21 protein-coding genes and 2 tRNA genes are annotated in these 19,591 nt (G+C 33.5%); 13 read left to right on the forward strand and 10 right to left on the reverse strand.

Annotation, left to right across the window (positions count from 1 at the left end):
* Nucleotides 1-47: 47 nt before the first annotated feature.
* Together SJY34_RS10935 and SJY34_RS10940 are read left to right on the forward strand one after the other, a co-directional pair.
* On the forward strand, nucleotides 48-2,798 hold the full coding sequence (locus SJY34_RS10935) for a PD-(D/E)XK nuclease family protein (RefSeq protein ID WP_400075579.1): 2,751 nt from the start codon (nucleotides 48-50) through the stop codon (nucleotides 2,796-2,798).
* Nucleotides 2,798-3,640, forward strand: coding sequence for an alpha/beta hydrolase family protein (locus SJY34_RS10940; RefSeq protein WP_400075581.1), 843 nt, complete (start codon nucleotides 2,798-2,800; stop codon nucleotides 3,638-3,640). Before SJY34_RS10935 ends, SJY34_RS10940 begins: the two co-directional genes overlap by 1 nt.
* Nucleotides 3,641-3,665: 25 nt before the next feature.
* On the opposite strand, the gene SJY34_RS10945 is transcribed toward SJY34_RS10940, so the two are convergent.
* The 3 genes from SJY34_RS10945 to SJY34_RS10955 form a co-directional block, all read right to left on the reverse strand.
* Nucleotides 3,666-3,737 (reverse strand) — tRNA-OTHER (locus SJY34_RS10945).
* A 107-nt stretch (nucleotides 3,738-3,844) separates the two neighbouring features.
* A tRNA-Ala gene (locus SJY34_RS10950) sits at nucleotides 3,845-3,918 on the reverse strand.
* A 3-nt stretch (nucleotides 3,919-3,921) separates the two neighbouring features.
* Complete coding sequence (locus SJY34_RS10955) at nucleotides 3,922-4,719, reverse strand: universal stress protein (RefSeq protein WP_400075583.1); 798 nt, start codon at nucleotides 4,717-4,719, stop codon at nucleotides 3,922-3,924.
* 35 nt (nucleotides 4,720-4,754) lie between these two features.
* Between SJY34_RS10955 and SJY34_RS10960 the strand changes: the two genes are divergently transcribed.
* The 5 genes from SJY34_RS10960 (at nucleotide 4,755) to SJY34_RS10980 (ending at nucleotide 8,102) form a co-directional block, all read left to right on the forward strand.
* Nucleotides 4,755-5,255 carry a GNAT family N-acetyltransferase gene (locus SJY34_RS10960; RefSeq protein ID WP_400075585.1) on the forward strand — a complete coding sequence of 167 codons (501 nt, stop codon included), beginning with the start codon at nucleotides 4,755-4,757 and terminating at the stop codon, nucleotides 5,253-5,255.
* Nucleotides 5,252-6,586 (forward strand): MATE family efflux transporter, encoded by a 1,335-nt coding sequence (locus SJY34_RS10965; RefSeq protein WP_400075587.1) that lies wholly within the window; start codon nucleotides 5,252-5,254, stop codon nucleotides 6,584-6,586. The genes SJY34_RS10960 and SJY34_RS10965 overlap by 4 nt, the downstream gene beginning before the upstream one ends.
* A gap of 24 nt (nucleotides 6,587-6,610) precedes the next feature.
* Entirely contained in the window at nucleotides 6,611-6,787 is a 177-nt protein-coding gene (locus tag SJY34_RS10970; protein WP_400075589.1) for a hypothetical protein, read from the forward strand.
* A 99-nt stretch (nucleotides 6,788-6,886) separates the two neighbouring features.
* Nucleotides 6,887-7,339, forward strand: a complete 453-nt coding sequence (locus SJY34_RS10975) for a 6-pyruvoyl trahydropterin synthase family protein (protein ID WP_400075591.1) — start codon at nucleotides 6,887-6,889, stop codon at nucleotides 7,337-7,339.
* 10 nt (nucleotides 7,340-7,349) lie between these two features.
* A complete protein-coding gene (locus SJY34_RS10980) occupies nucleotides 7,350-8,102 on the forward strand; it encodes a UDP-2,3-diacylglucosamine diphosphatase (RefSeq protein WP_400081371.1) in 753 nt (250 codons plus the stop codon).
* Here SJY34_RS10980 and SJY34_RS10985 read toward each other — a convergent pair.
* The 3 genes from SJY34_RS10985 to SJY34_RS10995 are packed head-to-tail and all read right to left on the reverse strand — an operon-like array spanning nucleotide 8,099 to nucleotide 11,518.
* Nucleotides 8,099-9,370 carry an MFS transporter gene (locus SJY34_RS10985; protein ID WP_400075593.1) on the reverse strand — a complete coding sequence of 424 codons (1,272 nt, stop codon included), beginning with the start codon at nucleotides 9,368-9,370 and terminating at the stop codon, nucleotides 8,099-8,101. The two genes, SJY34_RS10980 and SJY34_RS10985, sit on opposite strands and share 4 nt — an antisense overlap.
* Before the next feature lie 3 nt (nucleotides 9,371-9,373).
* Nucleotides 9,374-11,065: a single-stranded-DNA-specific exonuclease RecJ gene (gene recJ / locus SJY34_RS10990; protein ID WP_400075595.1), complete on the reverse strand. Its 1,692-nt coding sequence runs from the start codon at nucleotides 11,063-11,065 to the stop codon at nucleotides 9,374-9,376.
* Between the two features lie 15 nt (nucleotides 11,066-11,080).
* Complete coding sequence (locus SJY34_RS10995; protein ID WP_400075597.1) at nucleotides 11,081-11,518, reverse strand: OsmC family protein; 438 nt, start codon at nucleotides 11,516-11,518, stop codon at nucleotides 11,081-11,083.
* Nucleotides 11,519-11,583: 65 nt separating this feature from the next.
* Between SJY34_RS10995 and SJY34_RS11000 the strand changes: the two genes are divergently transcribed.
* Both SJY34_RS11000 and SJY34_RS11005 read left to right on the forward strand, forming a co-directional pair.
* On the forward strand, nucleotides 11,584-12,186 hold the full coding sequence (locus tag SJY34_RS11000; RefSeq protein WP_400075599.1) for a carboxymuconolactone decarboxylase family protein: 603 nt from the start codon (nucleotides 11,584-11,586) through the stop codon (nucleotides 12,184-12,186).
* Nucleotides 12,187-12,333: 147 nt separating this feature from the next.
* Nucleotides 12,334-13,458, forward strand: coding sequence for a T9SS type A sorting domain-containing protein (locus tag SJY34_RS11005; RefSeq protein ID WP_400075601.1), 1,125 nt, complete (start codon nucleotides 12,334-12,336; stop codon nucleotides 13,456-13,458).
* A 178-nt stretch (nucleotides 13,459-13,636) separates the two neighbouring features.
* On the opposite strand, the gene SJY34_RS11010 is transcribed toward SJY34_RS11005, so the two are convergent.
* The 4 genes from SJY34_RS11010 to SJY34_RS11025 are packed head-to-tail and all read right to left on the reverse strand — an operon-like array spanning nucleotide 13,637 to nucleotide 15,987.
* On the reverse strand, nucleotides 13,637-14,209 hold the full coding sequence (locus SJY34_RS11010; protein WP_400075603.1) for a uracil-DNA glycosylase family protein: 573 nt from the start codon (nucleotides 14,207-14,209) through the stop codon (nucleotides 13,637-13,639).
* Nucleotides 14,209-14,880, reverse strand: coding sequence for a 16S rRNA (cytidine(1402)-2'-O)-methyltransferase (gene rsmI / locus SJY34_RS11015; RefSeq protein ID WP_400075605.1), 672 nt, complete (start codon nucleotides 14,878-14,880; stop codon nucleotides 14,209-14,211). Before rsmI ends, SJY34_RS11010 begins: the two co-directional genes overlap by 1 nt.
* Nucleotides 14,880-15,236, reverse strand: coding sequence for a DoxX family protein (locus SJY34_RS11020; RefSeq protein WP_400075607.1), 357 nt, complete (start codon nucleotides 15,234-15,236; stop codon nucleotides 14,880-14,882). The genes rsmI and SJY34_RS11020 overlap by 1 nt, the downstream gene beginning before the upstream one ends.
* A 4-nt stretch (nucleotides 15,237-15,240) precedes the next feature.
* A complete protein-coding gene (locus tag SJY34_RS11025) occupies nucleotides 15,241-15,987 on the reverse strand; it encodes a hypothetical protein (RefSeq protein WP_400075608.1) in 747 nt (248 codons plus the stop codon).
* Nucleotides 15,988-16,159: 172 nt separating this feature from the next.
* Between SJY34_RS11025 and SJY34_RS11030 the strand changes: the two genes are divergently transcribed.
* The 4 genes from SJY34_RS11030 to SJY34_RS11045 all read left to right on the forward strand — a co-directional run bounded on the left by SJY34_RS11030 (nucleotide 16,160) and on the right by SJY34_RS11045 (nucleotide 19,562).
* The gene (locus tag SJY34_RS11030; protein WP_400075610.1) at nucleotides 16,160-16,807 is read left to right on the forward strand and encodes a thymidine kinase; all 648 of its coding nucleotides are present in this window, start codon (nucleotides 16,160-16,162) and stop codon (nucleotides 16,805-16,807) included.
* Nucleotides 16,800-17,909 (forward strand): alanine racemase, encoded by a 1,110-nt coding sequence (gene alr / locus SJY34_RS11035; protein ID WP_400075612.1) that lies wholly within the window; start codon nucleotides 16,800-16,802, stop codon nucleotides 17,907-17,909. The genes SJY34_RS11030 and alr overlap by 8 nt, the downstream gene beginning before the upstream one ends.
* A gap of 80 nt (nucleotides 17,910-17,989) precedes the next feature.
* The gene (gene mscL / locus SJY34_RS11040) at nucleotides 17,990-18,388 is read left to right on the forward strand and encodes a large conductance mechanosensitive channel protein MscL (RefSeq protein ID WP_400075614.1); all 399 of its coding nucleotides are present in this window, start codon (nucleotides 17,990-17,992) and stop codon (nucleotides 18,386-18,388) included.
* Between the two features lie 184 nt (nucleotides 18,389-18,572).
* The gene (locus SJY34_RS11045) at nucleotides 18,573-19,562 is read left to right on the forward strand and encodes an aspartate-semialdehyde dehydrogenase (protein ID WP_400075616.1); all 990 of its coding nucleotides are present in this window, start codon (nucleotides 18,573-18,575) and stop codon (nucleotides 19,560-19,562) included.
* Nucleotides 19,563-19,591: the final 29 nt, after the last annotated feature.

A 19,591-nucleotide genomic window follows, 5' to 3' on the forward strand; every position in this document is an offset into this window, starting at 1 on the left:
TTTTTTAAAAACGCTCCGAATATCGGAGCGTTTTTTATTTTTATAAAATGGAAGGTTTTATAAAAACGGTATTAATTGATCTTAAAGAAAAAAGCCTAAACTTTGAAGATTTATATTTCGTACTTCCTAGCAAGCGTGCAGGTGTTTTTTTAAAACATCATCTATCTACTTTATTAAGTCAACCCATTTTTTCGCCTCAAATTCTAAGTATTGAAGAGTTTGTTGAAGAACTTTCTGGTTTACGAAGTTTACCAAATACAGACTTACTATTTAAACTCTATGCAACCTATATTGCACTAACCAATAAAGAGGATCAAGAATCTTTTGAAACGTTCTCTAAGTGGGCACAAATTTTATTACAAGACTTCAATGAGATTGACCGTTATCTTATACCTCAAGAACAAATATTCGATTATCTGCATGCTATAAAAGAACTTAATCATTGGTCTTTAGAAACGGAACAGACTGATTTGGTAAGAAATCATTTAAAGTTTTGGAAACACCTTAAGGAATATTATCAGGCCTTTACCGAAAAGCTACTTCAAAACAAACAAGGTTATCAAGGTTTAGTCTATAGAGAAGCTTGTGAAAACTTAGAGGCTTATATTGAAAACAATAGTGGCAAGAAACATATTTTTCTTGGCTTTAATGCCTTAAACGAATCAGAATCACGGATTATACAGGGTCTACTTCAAAGTGATTTAGCACATATTTATTGGGATATTGATGAAACATTCATAGATGACCCAATACACGATGCTGGATTGTTTACAAGAACGCATAGAACTTCATGGAACTATTTTAAAAAACACCCGTTTGACTGGGTGTCGTCTCATTACCTTGAAGAAAAAAATATTCAAGTTATTGGAATACCCAAACTTATTGGCCAAGCGAAATATATTGGGCAGCTATTAGAAGATATAAGTCAAACTAATAAAAACCTTTCTAGTGTAGCAGTTGTATTAGGGGAAGAAAATCTTTTAATTCCTGTTCTAAACTCTATACCTAAAACTATAGAAAAACTAAATGTTACTATGGGTCTGTCATTGCAGTATGTACCATTGGCTTCCTTTTTTGAGCATTTATTTGTTGTACATAAAAATAATCCTGATATATTTTATTATAAAGATGTCCTAGGTCTTCTTTCTCATCCATCTGTTTATTCGCTTTTTGAAGGTAAGTCTGTTAATATTGTAGATTATATTCAAAAGAATAATCTAGTCTATATTTCGGTTGATCAATTAAAAAAGCGATTAAACTCTCATGCTCAACTAATTGATTTAATATTTCAATCTTGGGAAAACAATTCTGAAATTGCTTTAAAAAATTGTTCCAGTCTTATTTTTAAGATGAAGGCTCACTATGATACCAATAAGAAAAGTAACAGTCTCGAGTTAGAATATTTATACCGTTTTAATATCTTATTCAACCAACTTTCCGAACTAAACGACAACTACAAATACCTCAACAGCATTGTAGCATTGCACTCTGTGTACAAAGAGCTTTTAAGCTCAGAAACATTAGATTTTAAGGGTGAACCTTTAGAAGGTCTTCAGGTAATGGGAATGTTAGAATCTCGTGTATTAGATTTTGAAACAGTTATCATTAGCTCTGTAAACGAAGGTATATTGCCTTCTGGTAAAACAAATAATTCTTTCATTCCTTTTGATATAAAAGTTGAAAATAACATGCCAACCTTCAAAGAAAAGGATGCCGTTTATACCTATCACTTCTATAGGCTCTTGCAGAGAGCTAAAAATGTGTATATTCTCTACAATACGGAGATTGATGTTTTGAAAGGTGGTGAAAAAAGTAGATTTATTACACAACTCGAAGTTGAGGGAATACATCAAATAAAAAACACTATAGTTTCACCTGAATTACCTGTTATAGAAAATCAAATAAAGCAAATTTCTAAAACTCCGTCTGTTACAGAAAAACTAAAAGAGTTAGCTTCTAAAGGGTTTTCACCTTCATCTCTAACCAATTATATCAGGAATCCAATTGATTTTTATTATGAAAAAGTTCTTGAAATAAAAGAATTTGAAGACATTGAAGAAAATATAGCGGCCAACACATTAGGATCTGTAATTCATAATACTTTAGAAGACCTATATAAACCAATAGAAGGCGACTTTTTAAGTATCGAAAAGCTTAAAAACTTTAAAGGTCAGATCTCACAAATCGTTACAAAGCACTTTAAATATTTATATAAAGACGGCGATTTTTCCAAAGGGAAAAACCTCATCATTTTTGAAATTGCCAAGCGCTATATTTCTAATTTTATAAATTCTGAAATTGAAAGTCTTAATGCTGGCAACCAAATAAAAATTCTAGCTATTGAGGCCGACGAAACTATTGAAATTAAAGTTGAAGGTTTAGACTTTCCTATTAAATTAAACGGAAAAGTTGATAGAATAGATTCTTTTAATGGAGTAACCCGAGTTATTGATTATAAATCTGGGAAGGTTGAGCAAAATAAAGTTGAAATCGTGAATTGGGAAGACTTAACTACCGATTATAATAAATACAGTAAGTCATTTCAAATTTTGTGTTATGCTTATATGATGCGTCAAATAAACAGAATAGAGCTACCAATTGAAGCTGGTATTATTTCTTTTAAAAACCTCAACGCTGGCTTTTTAAAATTTGCTAAAAAAAATAACGCTGGTTCCTACGCTAAAAAAGAACAATATATTACTGAAGAAACACTTAACGATTTTGAAAAAGAGTTTAAAAAACTCATTTTAGAAATCTTTAATCCAGATATTAACTTTATTGAAAAAGAACTTAATTAATGCAAATTGACAGAAATATCATATTAGAGCGAGCAGACAAAAAACCTATTCTTATTGACACCATTTACTCTAAAGATAAAACCAATCAACCCGTAGTCATTTTTTGTCATGGTTACAAAGGATTTAAAAATTGGGGCGCTTGGGATGTAATGGCTGAACAGATTGCTGATGCAGATTGTTGTTTTATTAAATTCAACTTTTCGCACAATGGAGGTACTATGGAAAATCCAATTGACTTTCCAGATTTGGAAGCATTTGGAAATAATAACTACACCAAAGAACTTGATGATCTAAATGATGTTATTAATTGGTTAGAAAATCGTTTTGAAAACAATTCAACTGTAGACATAAGTAGCATCTGTTTAATTGGTCATAGTCGTGGTGGTGGTATTGCAATTTTGAAAGCTACTGAAGACAATAGGATAAATAAGCTTGTCACTTTAGCAAGTGTGAGTGATTTTGGAAGAAGAACCGCCACTACTGGTGATTTAAATGAATGGAGGGAAAATGGAGTTAAGTATGTGCTTAACGGAAGAACAAAACAACAAATGCCTCATTATTATCAATTCTTCGAAGATTTTAAAGCCAATGAAAAAAGGCTTCACATTGAGTCTGCTATAAAACGATTAAACATTCCCACACTCATCATTCATGGTGATGACGACACATCAGTATTTATAAATGAAGCTAAAGAATTACATAAATGGTATCCAAAGAGTCAACTCCAAATTATTGAGGGAGCAAATCATGTATTTAATACAAGACATCCATGGAATAAAAACGAACTATCTGCAGAATTTGAAACTGTAATAGCTCATATCATAAGTTTTTTAACTAAATAAAGCGTGCCGAAACACGCTCATTTTGTGGAGAAGAAAGGATTCGAACCAATCTCTTCTTGATAAATCAAGACGCTCTAGCCAACTGAGCTACTTCCCCATTTAGTACACAAATATATGTTTATTTTTGTCTGTTCAAAATGAAAACAAATTAAATTAGATGTAGCTACCATATTTTTGGATAAAGTAACTATCAGAACAATATAGTGGAGAAGATGGGATTCGAACCCACGACCTCTTGACTGCCAGTCAAGCACTCTAGCCAACTGAGCTACATCCCCAAATTATTTCAACCCGCTTAAAATGAGAACTGGTATTTTATTGCTATGAAAATCTTTCTTTAAAATGACATTATTTTCCCAAAGCTTCTTAAAAAAACCTCGCTTGCGTCTTACCACACACAGCAAATCAGGATTATTAGATTTATAGTGTTCTAAAACCGCCTGAAAAGTTGTTGGTCTTTCAGCAATAGTGGTCTCACTTACTATTGCCTTCAATTCATCATTAAGCACAAAATCTTCTTCTACATGATACGCTGTTCTTACCAAAAGCAGATTTACAGCTGCCTTAAATTTATTTTTAATCGAAGATAATGGATATAAGACTCCTTCTTTTTTTACAATTGCAGATTTAATTGCTAGTAATATTTTTTCAATTGGTTTATAGACATATCCTTCAGGTACTATAAGTGCAGGGATTTGCGTTTGCTTTACAATTTTACCAGACGTTTTACCTAAATAAACCTCATCTTTAATAGAGTTAGTACGAGGCTCTAAAATGATTAAATCTACTTCTAAGGCATAACAAACCTTCTCTAAAGTATTTATTAACTTTCCTTTAAACGTTTTTGTTATAACCTCAACACCTTTAGTATCTATTGAAGCTACATGACCATCTAAAAAATTCATAGATTCTTTTTCAATTATAGGATCTATTTTTATCATAGTACCAGCTTTCGTGTAAACATTATATATTTGGACTACATATAATTTAGCATTAAATGCTTTTGCAAAATCGACAGCATACTGTAAATGTGATTTTGCGTTTTTTGAAGACCCAACAGGAACTAATATCGTTTTCATACTAACTGAATTTGATGCAAAAGTAAACATTATAAATGATTCGGAAAGCTACATTAATAGATATTGAACCCATATTAATTATGACTAAGGCATGTGCTAATATTATGATAACCAATGGTATTTACCAGTGGAATGAGCATTATCCAAAAGCAAGTGCATTTGAAAATGATATAAAACGCGATGAACTTTATGTGTTAGAATTAGAGTCTCAAATCGCAGGCTGTATAGTTATTTCAACTTTTATGGATGAAGAATATATACCTGTTAAATGGTTTACGCCAAATAAAAATAACATCTATATTCATCGATTGGCTATTCACCCAAAACATCAAGGCTCAGGTTACGCTCAACAATTAATGGACTTCGCAGAGCAATTTGCCATAGATAACAGTTATAATTCTATTCGATTAGATACGTTCTCTCAGAACAAAAGAAACCAAAAGTTTTACGAACTTCGTGGCTATAAAAAATTGGGAGATATTTATTTTCCAAAACAAAGTGAATTTCCTTTTCATTGTTATGAATTAGTCCTTTGAGTAAAACTATTACATTAAAACAAATTAACAAACTCGCCATACCAGCTCTAATATCTGGTGTGTCCGAGCCTATTCTATCTTTAACAGATGCGGCCATTATTGGCAATATGGACTTAAATGCCACACCATCTTTAGCAGCTGTTGGCATTGTCTCTACATTCTTATCAATGTTGATATGGGTTTTAGGACAAACCAGAAGTGCTATTTCATCTATTGTTTCTCAGTATCTTGGCGCAGGAAATATTGAGGCTATAAAAAACCTTCCTGCTCAAGCTATATTTTTAATAACGTCATTAAGCATTATAATTATTGCTGTCACATATCCGTTTGCAAGTTCCATTTTCAAACTTTATAATGCTAATGGAGATATTCTAAATTATAGTATAGATTATTACCAAATTAGAGTATTTGGTTTTCCTTTCACTTTATTTACTATAGCTGTTTTTGGTACTTTTAGAGGTTTGCAAAACACCTATTATCCTATGCTAATAGCTATATCTGGAGCATTAGTAAACATCATTTTCGATTTTGTTTTTGTTTACGGTATTGACGACTTCATACCTGCAATGCACATAAAAGGAGCGGCTTATGCAAGTGTAATTGCACAAATTATCATGGCTGGGCTTTCTACTTATTTTCTGCTGAAGAAAACTGATATTACGTTATTGGTGAAATTCCCTTTTAACAAAGAAATAAAGCGTTTTGCTTTAATGATTCTTAATTTATTTATAAGGACTTTAGCCTTAAATGCAGCGCTATATTTTGGTACAAGTTTGGCAACTAAATACGGCACAACATACATTGCAGCATATACTATAGCCATTAATCTTTGGTTTTTAGGTGCGTTTTTAATAGACGGTTATGCTAGTGCTGGTAATATATTATCAGGTAAGTTATTAGGAGCCAAAGATTACAAAAACCTTATAGACTTAAGCAATAAACTTATTAAATATGGTATCATAATTGGACTTCTAATTGGTGTAATTGGTGCATTTTTTTATTATCCGATTGGAAATCTATTTAGCAACGATGAAAAGGTTTTAGCAGAATTTTACAAAGTTTTTTGGATTATCCTTGCAATGCAACCTTTGTGTGCATTAGCTTTTATATTTGATGGTGTTTTTAAGGGTCTTGGGAGAATGAAATATCTCAGAAATGTCCTATTATTTTCAACACTTTTGATCTTTATTCCTGTTATTTTTGGTGCAGATGCTTTAGGCTATAAGCTTTATGGTGTTTTTATTGCTTTTACCCTTTGGATTATTGCTCGCGGATTGCCATTAATTATAAAATTCCGTAAAACATTTAAAACACTTGCTCAAAACCCTTAAATTTGGGCTCAATATAATGTGAAAGTGAATTTTCTTATTTCCATATTACAAGAAACGAAGATTGATGAAAAGCTAAAGGACGCTCCAGACAGCAGTTACGGCATAGGTGTTTTTATTGGTACACTTTTACCGTTTTTGATTTTAGTGATTCTCGCATATATTATTTATAGATATAATAAAAACAGAATAAAAGACGAATAGAATGGATATTCTTAATTTTTTAGGTGGCAATGGATTATTTCTTATTCTTGGTATCGTATTAATCGTTGTTTACTTTTATAATAGAAACAAAAGACGTTAATGAGCAATATACGGATTACGAAACAGTTTTCTTTTGAAACTGGTCACGCACTTTATGGTTATGATGGCAAATGTAAAAACGTACATGGCCATAGTTATAGATTAGATGTTACTGTAATTGGTACTCCAATTTCTGATAACACCAATGTAAAATATGGAATGGTCATAGACTTCGGTGATTTAAAAAAAATCGTAAAAGAAGAGATTGTAAATGTGTTTGACCATGCTACTGTTTTCAATAAAAATACACCTCATGTAGAATTAGCTAAAGAGTTAAAAGACAGAGGTCACAATGTTCTGTTGGTAGATTACCAACCCACTAGCGAGATGATGGTGATTGATTTTGCTAAAAAAATAAAGAAGCGTTTACCAGCTGAAATAAAACTTCATTCATTAAAACTTCAAGAAACAGCCACCAGCTTTGCGGAGTGGTTTGCTTCAGATAATGACTAACATTAATCACATAACATTTCCTAAAGGAAAAAAAATATACTTCGCATCAGACAATCATTTAGGCGCTCCTTCACTTGAAGAATCTTTACCTAGGGAAAAGAAATTTGTGGCTTGGTTAGATGAAATAAAACATGATGCTGCAGCGATTTTTTTAATTGGAGATCTATTCGATTTTTGGTTCGAATACAAAACAGTCGTCCCAAAAGGTTTTACAAGAACCTTAGGTAAATTAGCAGAAATCAGTGATTCTGGTGTTCCTATTCATTATTTTGTGGGCAATCATGATATGTGGATGAATGGCTATTTTGAAGAAGAACTTGGTATTCCTGTATATCATAAACCAAAAGAATTTACATTAAATAATACAACAGTGTTTATTGGACATGGTGATGGTTTAGGGCCTGGTGATAAAGGTTATAAACGTATGAAAAAGGTATTTACTAATCCTTTTTTTAAATGGGTGTTTAAATGGGTTCATCCAGACATTGGTATGAAAATCGCACAATATCTTTCGGTGAAGAACAAATTGATTTCGGGTGATGATGATGCCAAATTTTTGGGTGAAGAAAACGAATGGTTAGCCCTTTATAGTAAGCGTAAACTAGAAGAAAAACATCGTGATTTCTTTGTGTTTGGTCACAGACATTTGCCTTTAGAAATTCAGCTTAATGAAAATTCCAAATATATCAACTTAGGCGATTGGATACAGTATTATACCTATGGTGTTTTTGATGGTGAAAATTTTGAATTAAAAAAACACTAAACATTTTCCTCTTCGTGTGCGTTAATATCTTTTCTTAGATCTAGTTCACGTAGTGGTCTATTTTTAATACCAATTATTCCAACAATAATAAGCGTTGCCGTACCACCAAGCATCACCGCTAAAGGAGCTCCAAAAATTCTTGCCGCTACTCCACTTTCTACTGCACCTAGTTCATTCGACGAGCCCACAAACATAGAGTTAACTGCTCCTACTCGTCCTCTCATATGATCTGGAGTCTTCAATTGCAATATAGTTTGACGAACAACCATAGAAATCCCGTCAAAAACACCTGCAAAAAACAAAGTCAAAACACTTAGCCACATTAATTTTGACGCTCCAAAAATGATCATAGAAATCCCAAAACCAAATATAGAAATGAGTAATTTTTTACCAGTATCCTTTGTGATAGGAATGTACGTTGTTGCTAACATAGTGATAATACTGCCTGAAGAAAGTGCAGCATTCAAAATACCCAAGCCTTCTGGTCCTGCGTCTAAAATATCTTTAGCAAAAACGGTAAAAATAGCAACAGCACCTCCAAATAAAACAGCAATCATATCTAAGGTTAACGCTCCTAATATGACTTTATCATTAAACACAAAACTCAAACCTGCCTTAAGGCTCTCTTTTACAGATTCACTAGAGTCTTTATTTATAATTGGTTTTTTAGCAATTTGAAAAACCAATGCCAATGCTACCATTACTAATAAGAATATGATGCCAAGCGTATAGTGCACGCCAATCCAAGCGATTAAGAATCCACCACACAAGGCTCCAAAAACACTAGCTCCTTTCCAAGTACTACTGCTCCATGTTGCAGCGTTAGGATATATTTTCTTTGGAACCAGTAATGCAATAAGAGAAAAAATAGTTGGGCCAAAAAAAGCTCTTAAAACACCACCAAAAAAAACTAGGCTATAAATTCCGTAAACAATAGAATTAGTTTCCCAAGCGGCTTCAATTTTACTGGAAGTTAACCAAAACAACCCAAAACTAATTAAAGAAAAGAGTGTAATACAAACTGCAAACAGGTTTCGCTTTTCTTTTTTATCAACTATATGTCCTGCAAAAGGTGCAAGAAAAAAAGCTGGTAAAAATTCACATAAACCAATTAAGGCAAGACTTAGTTTATCATTAGTCATGGAATACACCTGCCATTCAATAACCACAAATTGCATAGACCAACCAAAAACCAATGCAAAACGCAATAATAAAAAGATATTGAACTCTTTGATTCGTAGTGCTGCGTATGGATCGTTTTTTACCAATGGTTAAGGTTTAATATCTTTAAGCTTCAACTGTAAACTAATGTTGCCATTCCAATGATTTTCATCAATAGAATAGGCTGCGCTAAACGGTTTTTTATTTTTAATTATATCTATTTTATCACCTAATCCAAAGCCTATGCAGACTATTTTATCATTAAATGATTGTGTAGCTGTAAGCCGTATGTGTTTGTCATCTTCTCCAACACATTTACCATAACCCGTGTCCTTTATACCTTGAGTCATAAATGTTGGCGACATATTTCCTGGTCCATAAGGAGCAAACTGTTTGAGAATTCGCATTAGTTTGTCATTAATTTGACCTAAATCTATTTCTAAATCAACTTTTAATTCTGGTGTCAACAGCTTTGGGTCAATGGTATTTTTAACTATGCTTTCAAACTTTTCTTTAAAAGCTTTATAGTTTTCTGGAAGTAAGGTCAATCCAGCAGCATATTTATGGCCGCCAAATTGTTCAATAAATTCACCGCATGCTTCTAACGCATTATACACATCAAATCCTTTAACCGATCTTGCAGAAGCTGCCAATTTATCACCACTTTTTGTAAACACTAAAGTTGGTCTGTAGTAGGTTTCTATTAATCTAGACGCTACAATTCCAATAACGCCTTTGTGCCAATCTTCATGATAAACTACAGTTGTAAAACCCTCTTGTTCTTTGTTTTCTTCTATTTGAATTAAGGCTTCTTCTGTAATTCGTTTATCGGTTTCGCGACGATCTGTATTAAATTGATCAATATCGACGGCATATTCAGCCGCTAAATTAAAATCGGTTTCGGTGAGTAAAGTCACAGCGTGGTTGCCATGCTTCATTCTTCCCGCAGCATTAATACGAGGAGCAATAATAAATACCACATCAGTAATGGTAAGCTCATCTTTTTTAACCTCAGCGATTATGGCTTTCATTCCTGGTCTAGGACTAGTATTGATTACATGTAAGCCTATATATGCCAATGCCCTGTTTTCTCCTACAATAGGTACAATATCTGCTCCAATCGCGGTCGCTACCAAATCGAGATATTCCACTAAATCTTCAACAGATCTCCCTTGGTTTTGAGCTAAAGCAGTAACTAATTTAAAGCCTACACCACAACCACATAATTCTTTAAAAGGATAATCACAGTCATCTCGTTTTGGATCCAAAACCGCTACTGCATCTGGTAGTTTTTCTCCTGGCCTGTGATGATCGCAAACAATAAAATCAATCCCTTTTTCTTTCGCGTAAGCTACTTTATCAATAGCCTTTACTCCGCAATCTAACGCAATGATTAATGTAAAATCATTATCGTCTGCAAAATCAATTCCTTTGTATGAAATTCCGTAGCCTTCATCATAGCGATCTGGAATATATGTGGCAATAGATTCCATTCTTGTTTTTAAATAAGAAGACATTAAAGCTACTGAAGTCGTTCCATCTACATCATAATCTCCATAAACCAAAATGTTTTCACCTTGGGCAATGGCTTTTTCGATTCGAGCCACAGCCTTATCCATATCTTTCATTAAGTATGGATTGTGTAGGTCTTCAAAACTTGGCCTGAAAAACGTTTTAGCGACATCATAGGTTTCAATACCGCGTTGCAATAATAAAGTAGCTACGATATCATCTACCTGAAGTGCTTTTTTGAGGACTTCAACTTTAGAAGTTTCTGGTTTAGGCTTAAGTGTCCAACGCATAAATATTCTTGAAAATTAAATATTACGCTTGGTTCCTACATGATAAATGATATTCGTTTTTACATCGGCAAACCTTCGAAACATTTCCATCACACCGCAATATTTTTCAACAGATAAATTTACAGCACGTTCACATTTGTTTTTATTTAAATCTGAACCATAAAAATGATAATCGACAACCACAGAATGGTAATATTTAGGATGCTCATCTGTTAACTCACCTGATACTTCAATTTTAAAATCATCAATGTCTTCTTTCATTTTATTCAAAGTAGAGATAACATCTAAGCCTGAGCAACCAGCTAAAGATGATAACATCATAGCTTTAGGCGCCATTCCTGAGTTTGTACCACCAAATTCTTCGGATGCATCCATCATAATCGATGGCCATCTTGGGTTATCTGATTCAAATACCATATCACCTTTCCAATGTGTTGTGATTTTATCCGCCATTTTTTTTAGTTTAAAAATTAGAACTCCTATCTTGTTCATTCAAAAATACTACTAAAAAAACAACTATGGCATTAGTAACTCCGTTATCTCCAGAACACGATTTAGAAACCAAAAAACTAGCTGAATTTTTTAATGAAACCCTTGGATTTTGTCCAAATTCAGTCTTAACTATGCAACGCAGACCAGCGATAAGTAAGGCATTTATAAACTTAAATAAAGCCGTAATGGCTAATGAAGGTCGAGTAACCTCTGCATTGAAGCGTATGATTGCTTGGGTAAGTAGTAACTCAACAGGCTGTCGTTATTGTCAAGCACACGCTATTAGAGCTGCTGAGCGCTATGGTGCAGAACAAGAACAGCTAGATAATATCTGGGAGTACAGAACACATCCTGCTTTTTCTGAAGCTGAACGTGCTGCGTTAGATTTTTCTTTACAAGCGTCTATGGTTCCAAATGCTGTTGATGCAGAAATTAAAGAACGCTTATACAAACATTGGGATGAAGGAGAAATTGTAGAAATGCTAGGTGTAATTTCTCTATTTGGCTACCTGAACCGTTGGAATGATTCTATGGGAACTGATATTGAAGAGGGAGCTGTTGAAAGCGGAAACAAATATTTAGGAAAACATGGTTATGAGGTTGGTAAGCATGATGGATCCCTATATTAATCAATAATTGTATGTCACGAATATTAATATAGACCTGAAAATTAAGCACATAAAGCTTATGAAAAATATTTAGCTTTTTATTACCTTCGTCCCGAAATTTCTTTCTTGATATAACAAGAAAGAAATTTCGTGTTTATACTATTTATTATGAAGATTAAAAATCTAACGCTAGCACTATTTGGTTTTATATTTATTTGTTGCTCCCTTTCAATAAAAGCACAAGCGCCTTATGGAAATTCTGGGGATCATACAGCCGTTCCATTAGGTAGTTCTAGCTGTCCTTTTGGTTACTACGAATATTTACCAACTGATTTTAACTCTACGTCGGGAAATACTTATGCTGTTGTGATATCCTATCATGGTTATAGTCAAAGAGGTAATGGTACTTCAGAGTTAGGTAATGTAATATCAACTGGTCCTGCAAGATTAGTTCAACAAGGTTCTAATTTTGAGGCTATAGTTATTTCACCACAAAATGCAACCGCCAATTATTTCGAAAACGATTTTTTGAATTTATATAATTATTTAGTTGCTAATTACCCTGTAGATTTAAATAGAGTTTATGTTACCGGCTTAAGCTCTGGAGGAGGGAGTACTTGGCATGCCTTAAAAGGACATTCTGATAAAATTGCAGGTGCAATTCCTGTTTGCGGTTATAACTCTTTAGCTAATCCATCATCATTTTTACAAGATACACCTATTTGGGCCTTTCATTCATTTGATGATAATACAATTGATGTAAGTAGAACTATTAATCACATGGACCGTATCGCAAATAATGGCAATTCGGTTATGGATAATTATCCATATCAAAATATAAGCGATGCTGCCAGTGAGGATTATTCTATGCAGTTTGATACTAGTACTCAAGATTGGTCTACGGCATCAGGGACAAACGGACCTTCAGAAAAACTAGCATTTACTTTATATAAAGATGGTGGTCATAATTCTTGGACAAGAACATATAATAATTCTGAAGTTTGGAATTGGCTTTTTGCACAAAGTCTTAATGACCAATCACTTAGCCTTAATAAAGATGTCATTGATTATAAATTGTATCCAAACCCTGCCTCAGACACCTTTACTATCATCTCAACGCATGAGAATGAGAAAACATTAGAGATTTATGATCTTTTTGGAACTAAAATCTATGTAGAAAAGTTTTCAAGAGAAATTATTATTAATACTACCTCATATGCATCAGGAATTTATTTTGCTAAGGTTACGGATGACAATAATAGCCAAAAAGTCACTAAGCTTATTATTAATTAGATATTAGATTACGTTTAAAACCCTATTTATAAACCTTACCATTTTCGGTAAGTTTTTTACTTATGAATATGAAGGGCTATGCTGTCCTTTTTTATTATAAGACATTATTCTAACCGAGCTGCGATAATAAATCTAAATTGAAGTTCATTTTTTGAAAGCTATAGAATGACTGATTACTTTAACTTAAAATGTTATTCACTCTTTTTTGAAATTCAGGAACAATTAACTCTTCAAACCAAGGATTCTTACTTCTCCAAAAACGATTGGTTGGCGATGGATGCGGAATTGGAAAATACTTTGGTAAATAAGACTTGTATTCACCAACAGTTTCCGTTAAGGTCCGTTTAGCTTTATCTTTTAAATAATATTTCTGTGCATAAGCACCAATTAAAATAACTAATTCTACATTCGGCATTTTATGAAATAGCTGCTCATGCCATTGAGGTGCGCATTCTGGTCGTGGTGGTAAATCTCCTGTTTTTGCTTTTCCAGGATAGCAAAATCCCATAGGTATAATAGCGAAGTTTTCTGTATTATAAAATTGTTCATCAGAAACATTAAGCCACTTTCTCAACTTTTTCCCACTTTGGTCATCCCACGGAATTCCAGATTCATGGACTTTAGTTCCTGGTGCTTGTCCGATAATAACAATTTTAGAATTAACATGTGCTGTAGCAATAGGTCTTGGACCAAGCGGAAGATGTGCTTTGCAGATGGTACATTGTCCTATATTATATAGTAGTTCTTCCATTATTTTTTCCCACCTACCACAATCACAATCTCCCCTTTTGGTGGTTTATTAGTGTAATATTCTAAAACTTCTTTGACAGTTCCTCTAACAGTTTCCTCATAGAGTTTAGTTAACTCTCTAGAAACCGAAACTAATCTATCCTCACCAAAATATTCACAGAAATGCCCTAAAGTCTTTACTAATTTATGCGGACTCTCATAAAAAATGATAGTTCTGGTTTCTTCAGCCAATAATAAAAGTCGTGTTTGGCGACCTTTCTTTACAGGTAAGAAGCCTTCGAAAACAAATTTGTCATTTGGCAATCCACTATTTACTAGTGCTGGAACGAAAGCTGTTGCTCCTGGTAAACACTCTACTTCAATATGGTTTTCTACGCATGCTCTAACCAATAAAAATCCTGGGTCAGAAATCGCAGGTGTACCTGCGTCACTAATCACAGCAATGGATAATCCAGATTTTAGTTTTTCGACTAAATTATTTACCGTTTTATGCTCATTGTGCATATGATGGCTTTGCATCTGTGTTATAATTTCAAAATGCTTTAATAGTTTTCCTGAAGTTCGAGTATCTTCAGCCAAGATTAAATCGACTTCCTTTAGAACTTCTAATGCTCTAAATGTTATGTCTTTTAAATTTCCTATTGGTGTTGGTACAAGATAAAGTTTGCTCATTAGTCCCTAATATATTTGCCAAGAAAGTAAGATGGAAAAATAGCAATTAGACCGTAAAGTGAAAAACCTATAATACCATCACCAGCATAATGATGCGCAACAGTCGCCAAAACTAAATCAAAGAAAAAACCCGCGTACGCCCATTCAGTCAACCAAGCATTTGGTCTCCAAAGCACCATGACTACTCCTAAAATTTTTGCGATTGCCAGCGGAATTACGATATACCTAGGATAATTAAAGCTTTCAAAAAAACCTTTAACCCCTTCAGTATTGGTAAAATACATGAAAGCTGAATAAAGAAAAATTCCACATAAAACAGCAGTACTAACCCAATACACAATTTGCTTGGTTCGCATCAGTTTAGTTGAATTTGTCCTCTACAATTTCTATGAAACGTTCTTCGTATTCGTCTTTTCCCTCCCAGTTATTGTAATCGGGCTTTATCATTTCCAAGATTAATTTTCGAGCTTCGCCTAAAGAATGTGTAGTATTAATTTGAGAAATAACACGATCGTAATCTTCATTTTTACCTTCAAACAAATGTTTAATGAAAGCCAGTTTATCGTTTAGCCCAATTTGCAAACTTTGTCCTTTTAACTTGTCGTTTAAAGATTTCTTCTCATTTTCTAATTCACGTTTTTTTGCGTCTTCAATAGGTTCAAACTCCGGCATTTCGGTAAAGTCCGAGGTAATATTCTCAAACTCAATTGTGTTAGAATTTTCTATAGGTAAAGTCTTTTCTAAAATCGCATCAACCTGCTGAGTCTCCTCTGGCATTTGTGCTACCATGTCCTTAATTTTTTCCATTACAGGCTCCATAATACCATCGTCTTCGACCTCATCTAAATTAACATAGGTCTTATTTCCAACCTCAATATTATCACTTATTTTATTATTAAAAGCCGTATCTAACATATCAAAAAACGAAGAGTCATTGCCTATAGTAGGCATGTCATCTTCAAAATTTTCTTGAGCAAACTTTAAAACTGTAAGTTTTTCATATAGTTTAGAAACCTCTTCATGCATTCTATCTACATCTTCTCTGCCTTTCAGTTTTAGAATCCTGTGTGCTATGCTAACCAATTCTGATTCTAATTTCTTTTTCATGAGTTTATAATTTATTGATTTTTAAAAGGCACATGGAACATACAAAGAGTCAGTTTACATTGTTAGTAAATAAATCGTCGATGTTTCATGAGTTTTACTTTTGTTTTTTGATAAATTTGCTTGACCTTTATAGAAACGAAAAAAGGTTGCTATTTAGTGCTAAAATTACGAAATGTTTCTCGAAAATACGGTAAATCATAAAGAACAATTTGGGTGGATAGAAGTGATTTGTGGATCGATGTTCTCTGGTAAGACCGAAGAATTAATTCGCAGATTAAAGCGTGCCAAGTTTGCTAGACAAAAGGTTGAAATCTTTAAACCAGCTGTCGATGTGCGCTATGATGACGAAATGGTAATCTCTCACGATTCTAATGAAATCCGATCCACTCCAGTACCTGCTGCTGCTAATATTCCTATTCTAGCTGATGGTTGTGATGTTGTTGGTATTGACGAGGCACAATTTTTTGATGATGAAATAGTACGTGTTTGTAATGATTTAGCCAATAAAGGTGTTCGCGTTATTGTTGCTGGTTTAGATATGGATTTTAAAGGAAATCCTTTTGGACCAATGCCATATCTGATGGCAACTGCAGAATATGTTACTAAAGTGCATGCCATATGCACTAAAACAGGAAATTTAGCACAGTATAGTTACCGAAAAGCAAAAAGTGACGATTTGGTTTTGCTTGGCGAAGTTGATGAATACGAGCCTCTAAGTAGAGCTGCTTACTATAAAAGCATGTTGAGAGACAAAGTGAGACAAATGAAGGTGAATGACGCTGAAGAAGTAGATTCTAAAGATAAAAAGTCTAATGTCTAAAGCTCAAGAAACAGTTCTCGAAATTGATTTAGGTGCATTAACACATAACTTCAATTATTTAAAGTCTAAGTTACAACCTAAAACTAAATTTTTGGCTGTGGTTAAAGCCTTTGCTTATGGAAGCGACGCGATTGCGATTGCAAAACATCTCCAAAAACTAAATGTTGATTATTTGGCTGTGGCCTACACTAAAGAAGGTGTTGCATTAAGAGACGCTGGAATTACCATTCCTATTTTAGTGCTTCATCCACAATCTATAAATTTTGAAACACTTATTGATAGATGTTTAGAACCTAGTCTTTACAGCAAACATGTATTAAACGAATTTATAAAAGTAGCTGAAGTAAAATCACAAACTGACTATCCTGTACATATTAAATTTAACACAGGTTTAAACCGATTAGGCTTTTGGAAAAATGACGTAGATTCTATCGTTTCTAAACTTAAAGATACTGATGCTGTTATTGCAAAATCTATCTTTTCGCATTTAGCTGCAAGTGAAGATGTTAATGAGCTAGAATTTACAACAACTCAAATCGAAACTTTTAAAACCATATCTAAAGTATTTGAAAGCAAAGTAGATTATAAACCTTGGTTACATCTTTGTAACACTTCAGGAGTTATAAATTATACCGAAGCACATTTTGATATGGTACGCTGTGGTATTGGACTTTATGGCTTTGGTAATTCTGTAAAAGAAGATGAAAATCTAAAACCAATAGCGAGTTTAAAATCAGTAATCTCTCAAATCCATAATATTGAAAAAAACGAAACTGTTGGATATAACAGAGCGTACAAAGCTAAAGGGTTCGAAAAAACAGCAACCATTCCTATTGGTCATGCAGATGGCGTCGGCAGAATTTATGGTAATGGAAAAGGTTTTGTAATCATAAATGGTAAAAAAGCACCAATAATAGGCAACGTTTGTATGGACATGATTATGGTAAATATCAGCGATATTGATTGTAGAGAGGGTGACGAAGTTATCATCTTTAACAGTGCCTACAAAGCGTCAAATTTAGCCGAATCTGCTAATACTATTTCTTACGAAATATTAACTGCAATTTCTCAACGTGTAAAGCGCTCTTTTTTAAGCTATTAAAGTTTTTTTTAACATATGTGACTTTTTTAATTATCTTGGGGTCTTAATTATATATTAACTAACTAATAACTATTGAAATTATGTTAAAAGAATTTAAAGAATTTATTACTGGCGGTAATGTTATAGAATTCGCCGTGGCAGTAATTATGGCAGGAGCAATTGGAGCGGTTGTTACAGGTTTTGTAAACAATATCGTAATGCCAGTTGTGGGTTACTTTACTGGAGGAACAGATTTTGCAGACAGAAAAACTGTTTTATCAGAAGCGGTTGTTGACGCAACTGGTGCGGTAACCACACCAGAAAATGCAATTATGTGGGGAAGCTGGATAAATACTATCATCAACTTATTAATTGTTGGTCTTGTAATGTTCTTAATTGTTAAAGCTTACAACAAAACTAAAGCGCCAGTTGAGGAAGCACCAGCAGGTCCATCTGATATTGATTTATTAACTGAGATCAGAGATGCATTAAAAAAATAATAAAGATTTAGCGACACCGCTACATTACATATTATTAACCAAACCCAGATTATTATATCTGGGTTTTTTTTATGACTGTTAAATAATTAACATTTTGTTTTAAGTTGTTATATCGCTTGTTTTTATTTTAAAGCTAGGCGTTTTTTTATGTAGCTTTGCCTGAGATTTATTTAAAAATTAAAAGATGAAAGTAGCAGTTGTAGGAGCAACAGGTTTAGTAGGAAATGTAATGCTCCAAATATTGGCAGAGCGTGATTTCCCTGTAGATGAATTATTGTTAGTCGCTTCGGAGCGCTCGGTAGGTAAAAAAATAAAATTTAAAGGGGAAGATATTGCCGTTATCAGTATTCCTACTGCGATTGATAAGCGTCCAGATATTGCTCTGTTTTCAGCCGGTGGAAGCACGTCTTTAGAATGGGCACCAAAATTTGCTGAAGTTGGTACGACGGTAATCGATAACTCATCTGCTTGGAGAATGGATTTATCTAAAAAACTGGTAGTACCCGAAATTAATGCAAAAACACTTTCTAAAGATGATAAGATTATAGCTAATCCTAATTGTTCTACTATACAGATGGTTATGGCTTTAGCTCCGCTTCATAATAAATACAAAATCAAACGCATAGTAGTTTCTACATATCAATCTGTTTCTGGTACAGGTGTTAAAGCTGTAGAACAAATGGAAAATGAAATTGTAGGCAAGAAAGGTGAAATGGCTTATCCTTATCCAATTCACAAAAATGCTATTCCGCATTGTGATGTCTTCGAAGAAAACGGATATACCAAAGAAGAAATGAAATTGGTAAGAGAAACTCAAAAGATCCTTGATGATAAAACCATTGCAGTGACAGCTACGGCTGTAAGAATTCCTACTGCTGGTGGGCATAGTGAAGCTGTTAATGTTGAGTTTGACAATGACTTTGATCTAAATGACGTAAGGCAACTTCTTAACGAAACGGATGGTGTCACAGTACAAGATAACTTAGATGTAAATGTTTACCCAATGCCAATGTACGCTAATGGAAAGGATGATGTGTTTGTTGGGCGTATTAGGCGAGATGGTTCTCAACCAAATACTTTAAATCTTTGGGTTGTAAGTGATAACCTTAGAAAAGGAGCTGCAACAAACACAGTTCAAATAGCAGAATACCTTGTTAAGCATGCATTGACTTAAGAAATTTTATGATTTTTTAGATGGTTTTC

This window comes from Winogradskyella sp. R77965 (genome assembly GCF_044594915.1).
Lineage (GTDB): Bacteria > Bacteroidota > Bacteroidia > Flavobacteriales > Flavobacteriaceae > Winogradskyella.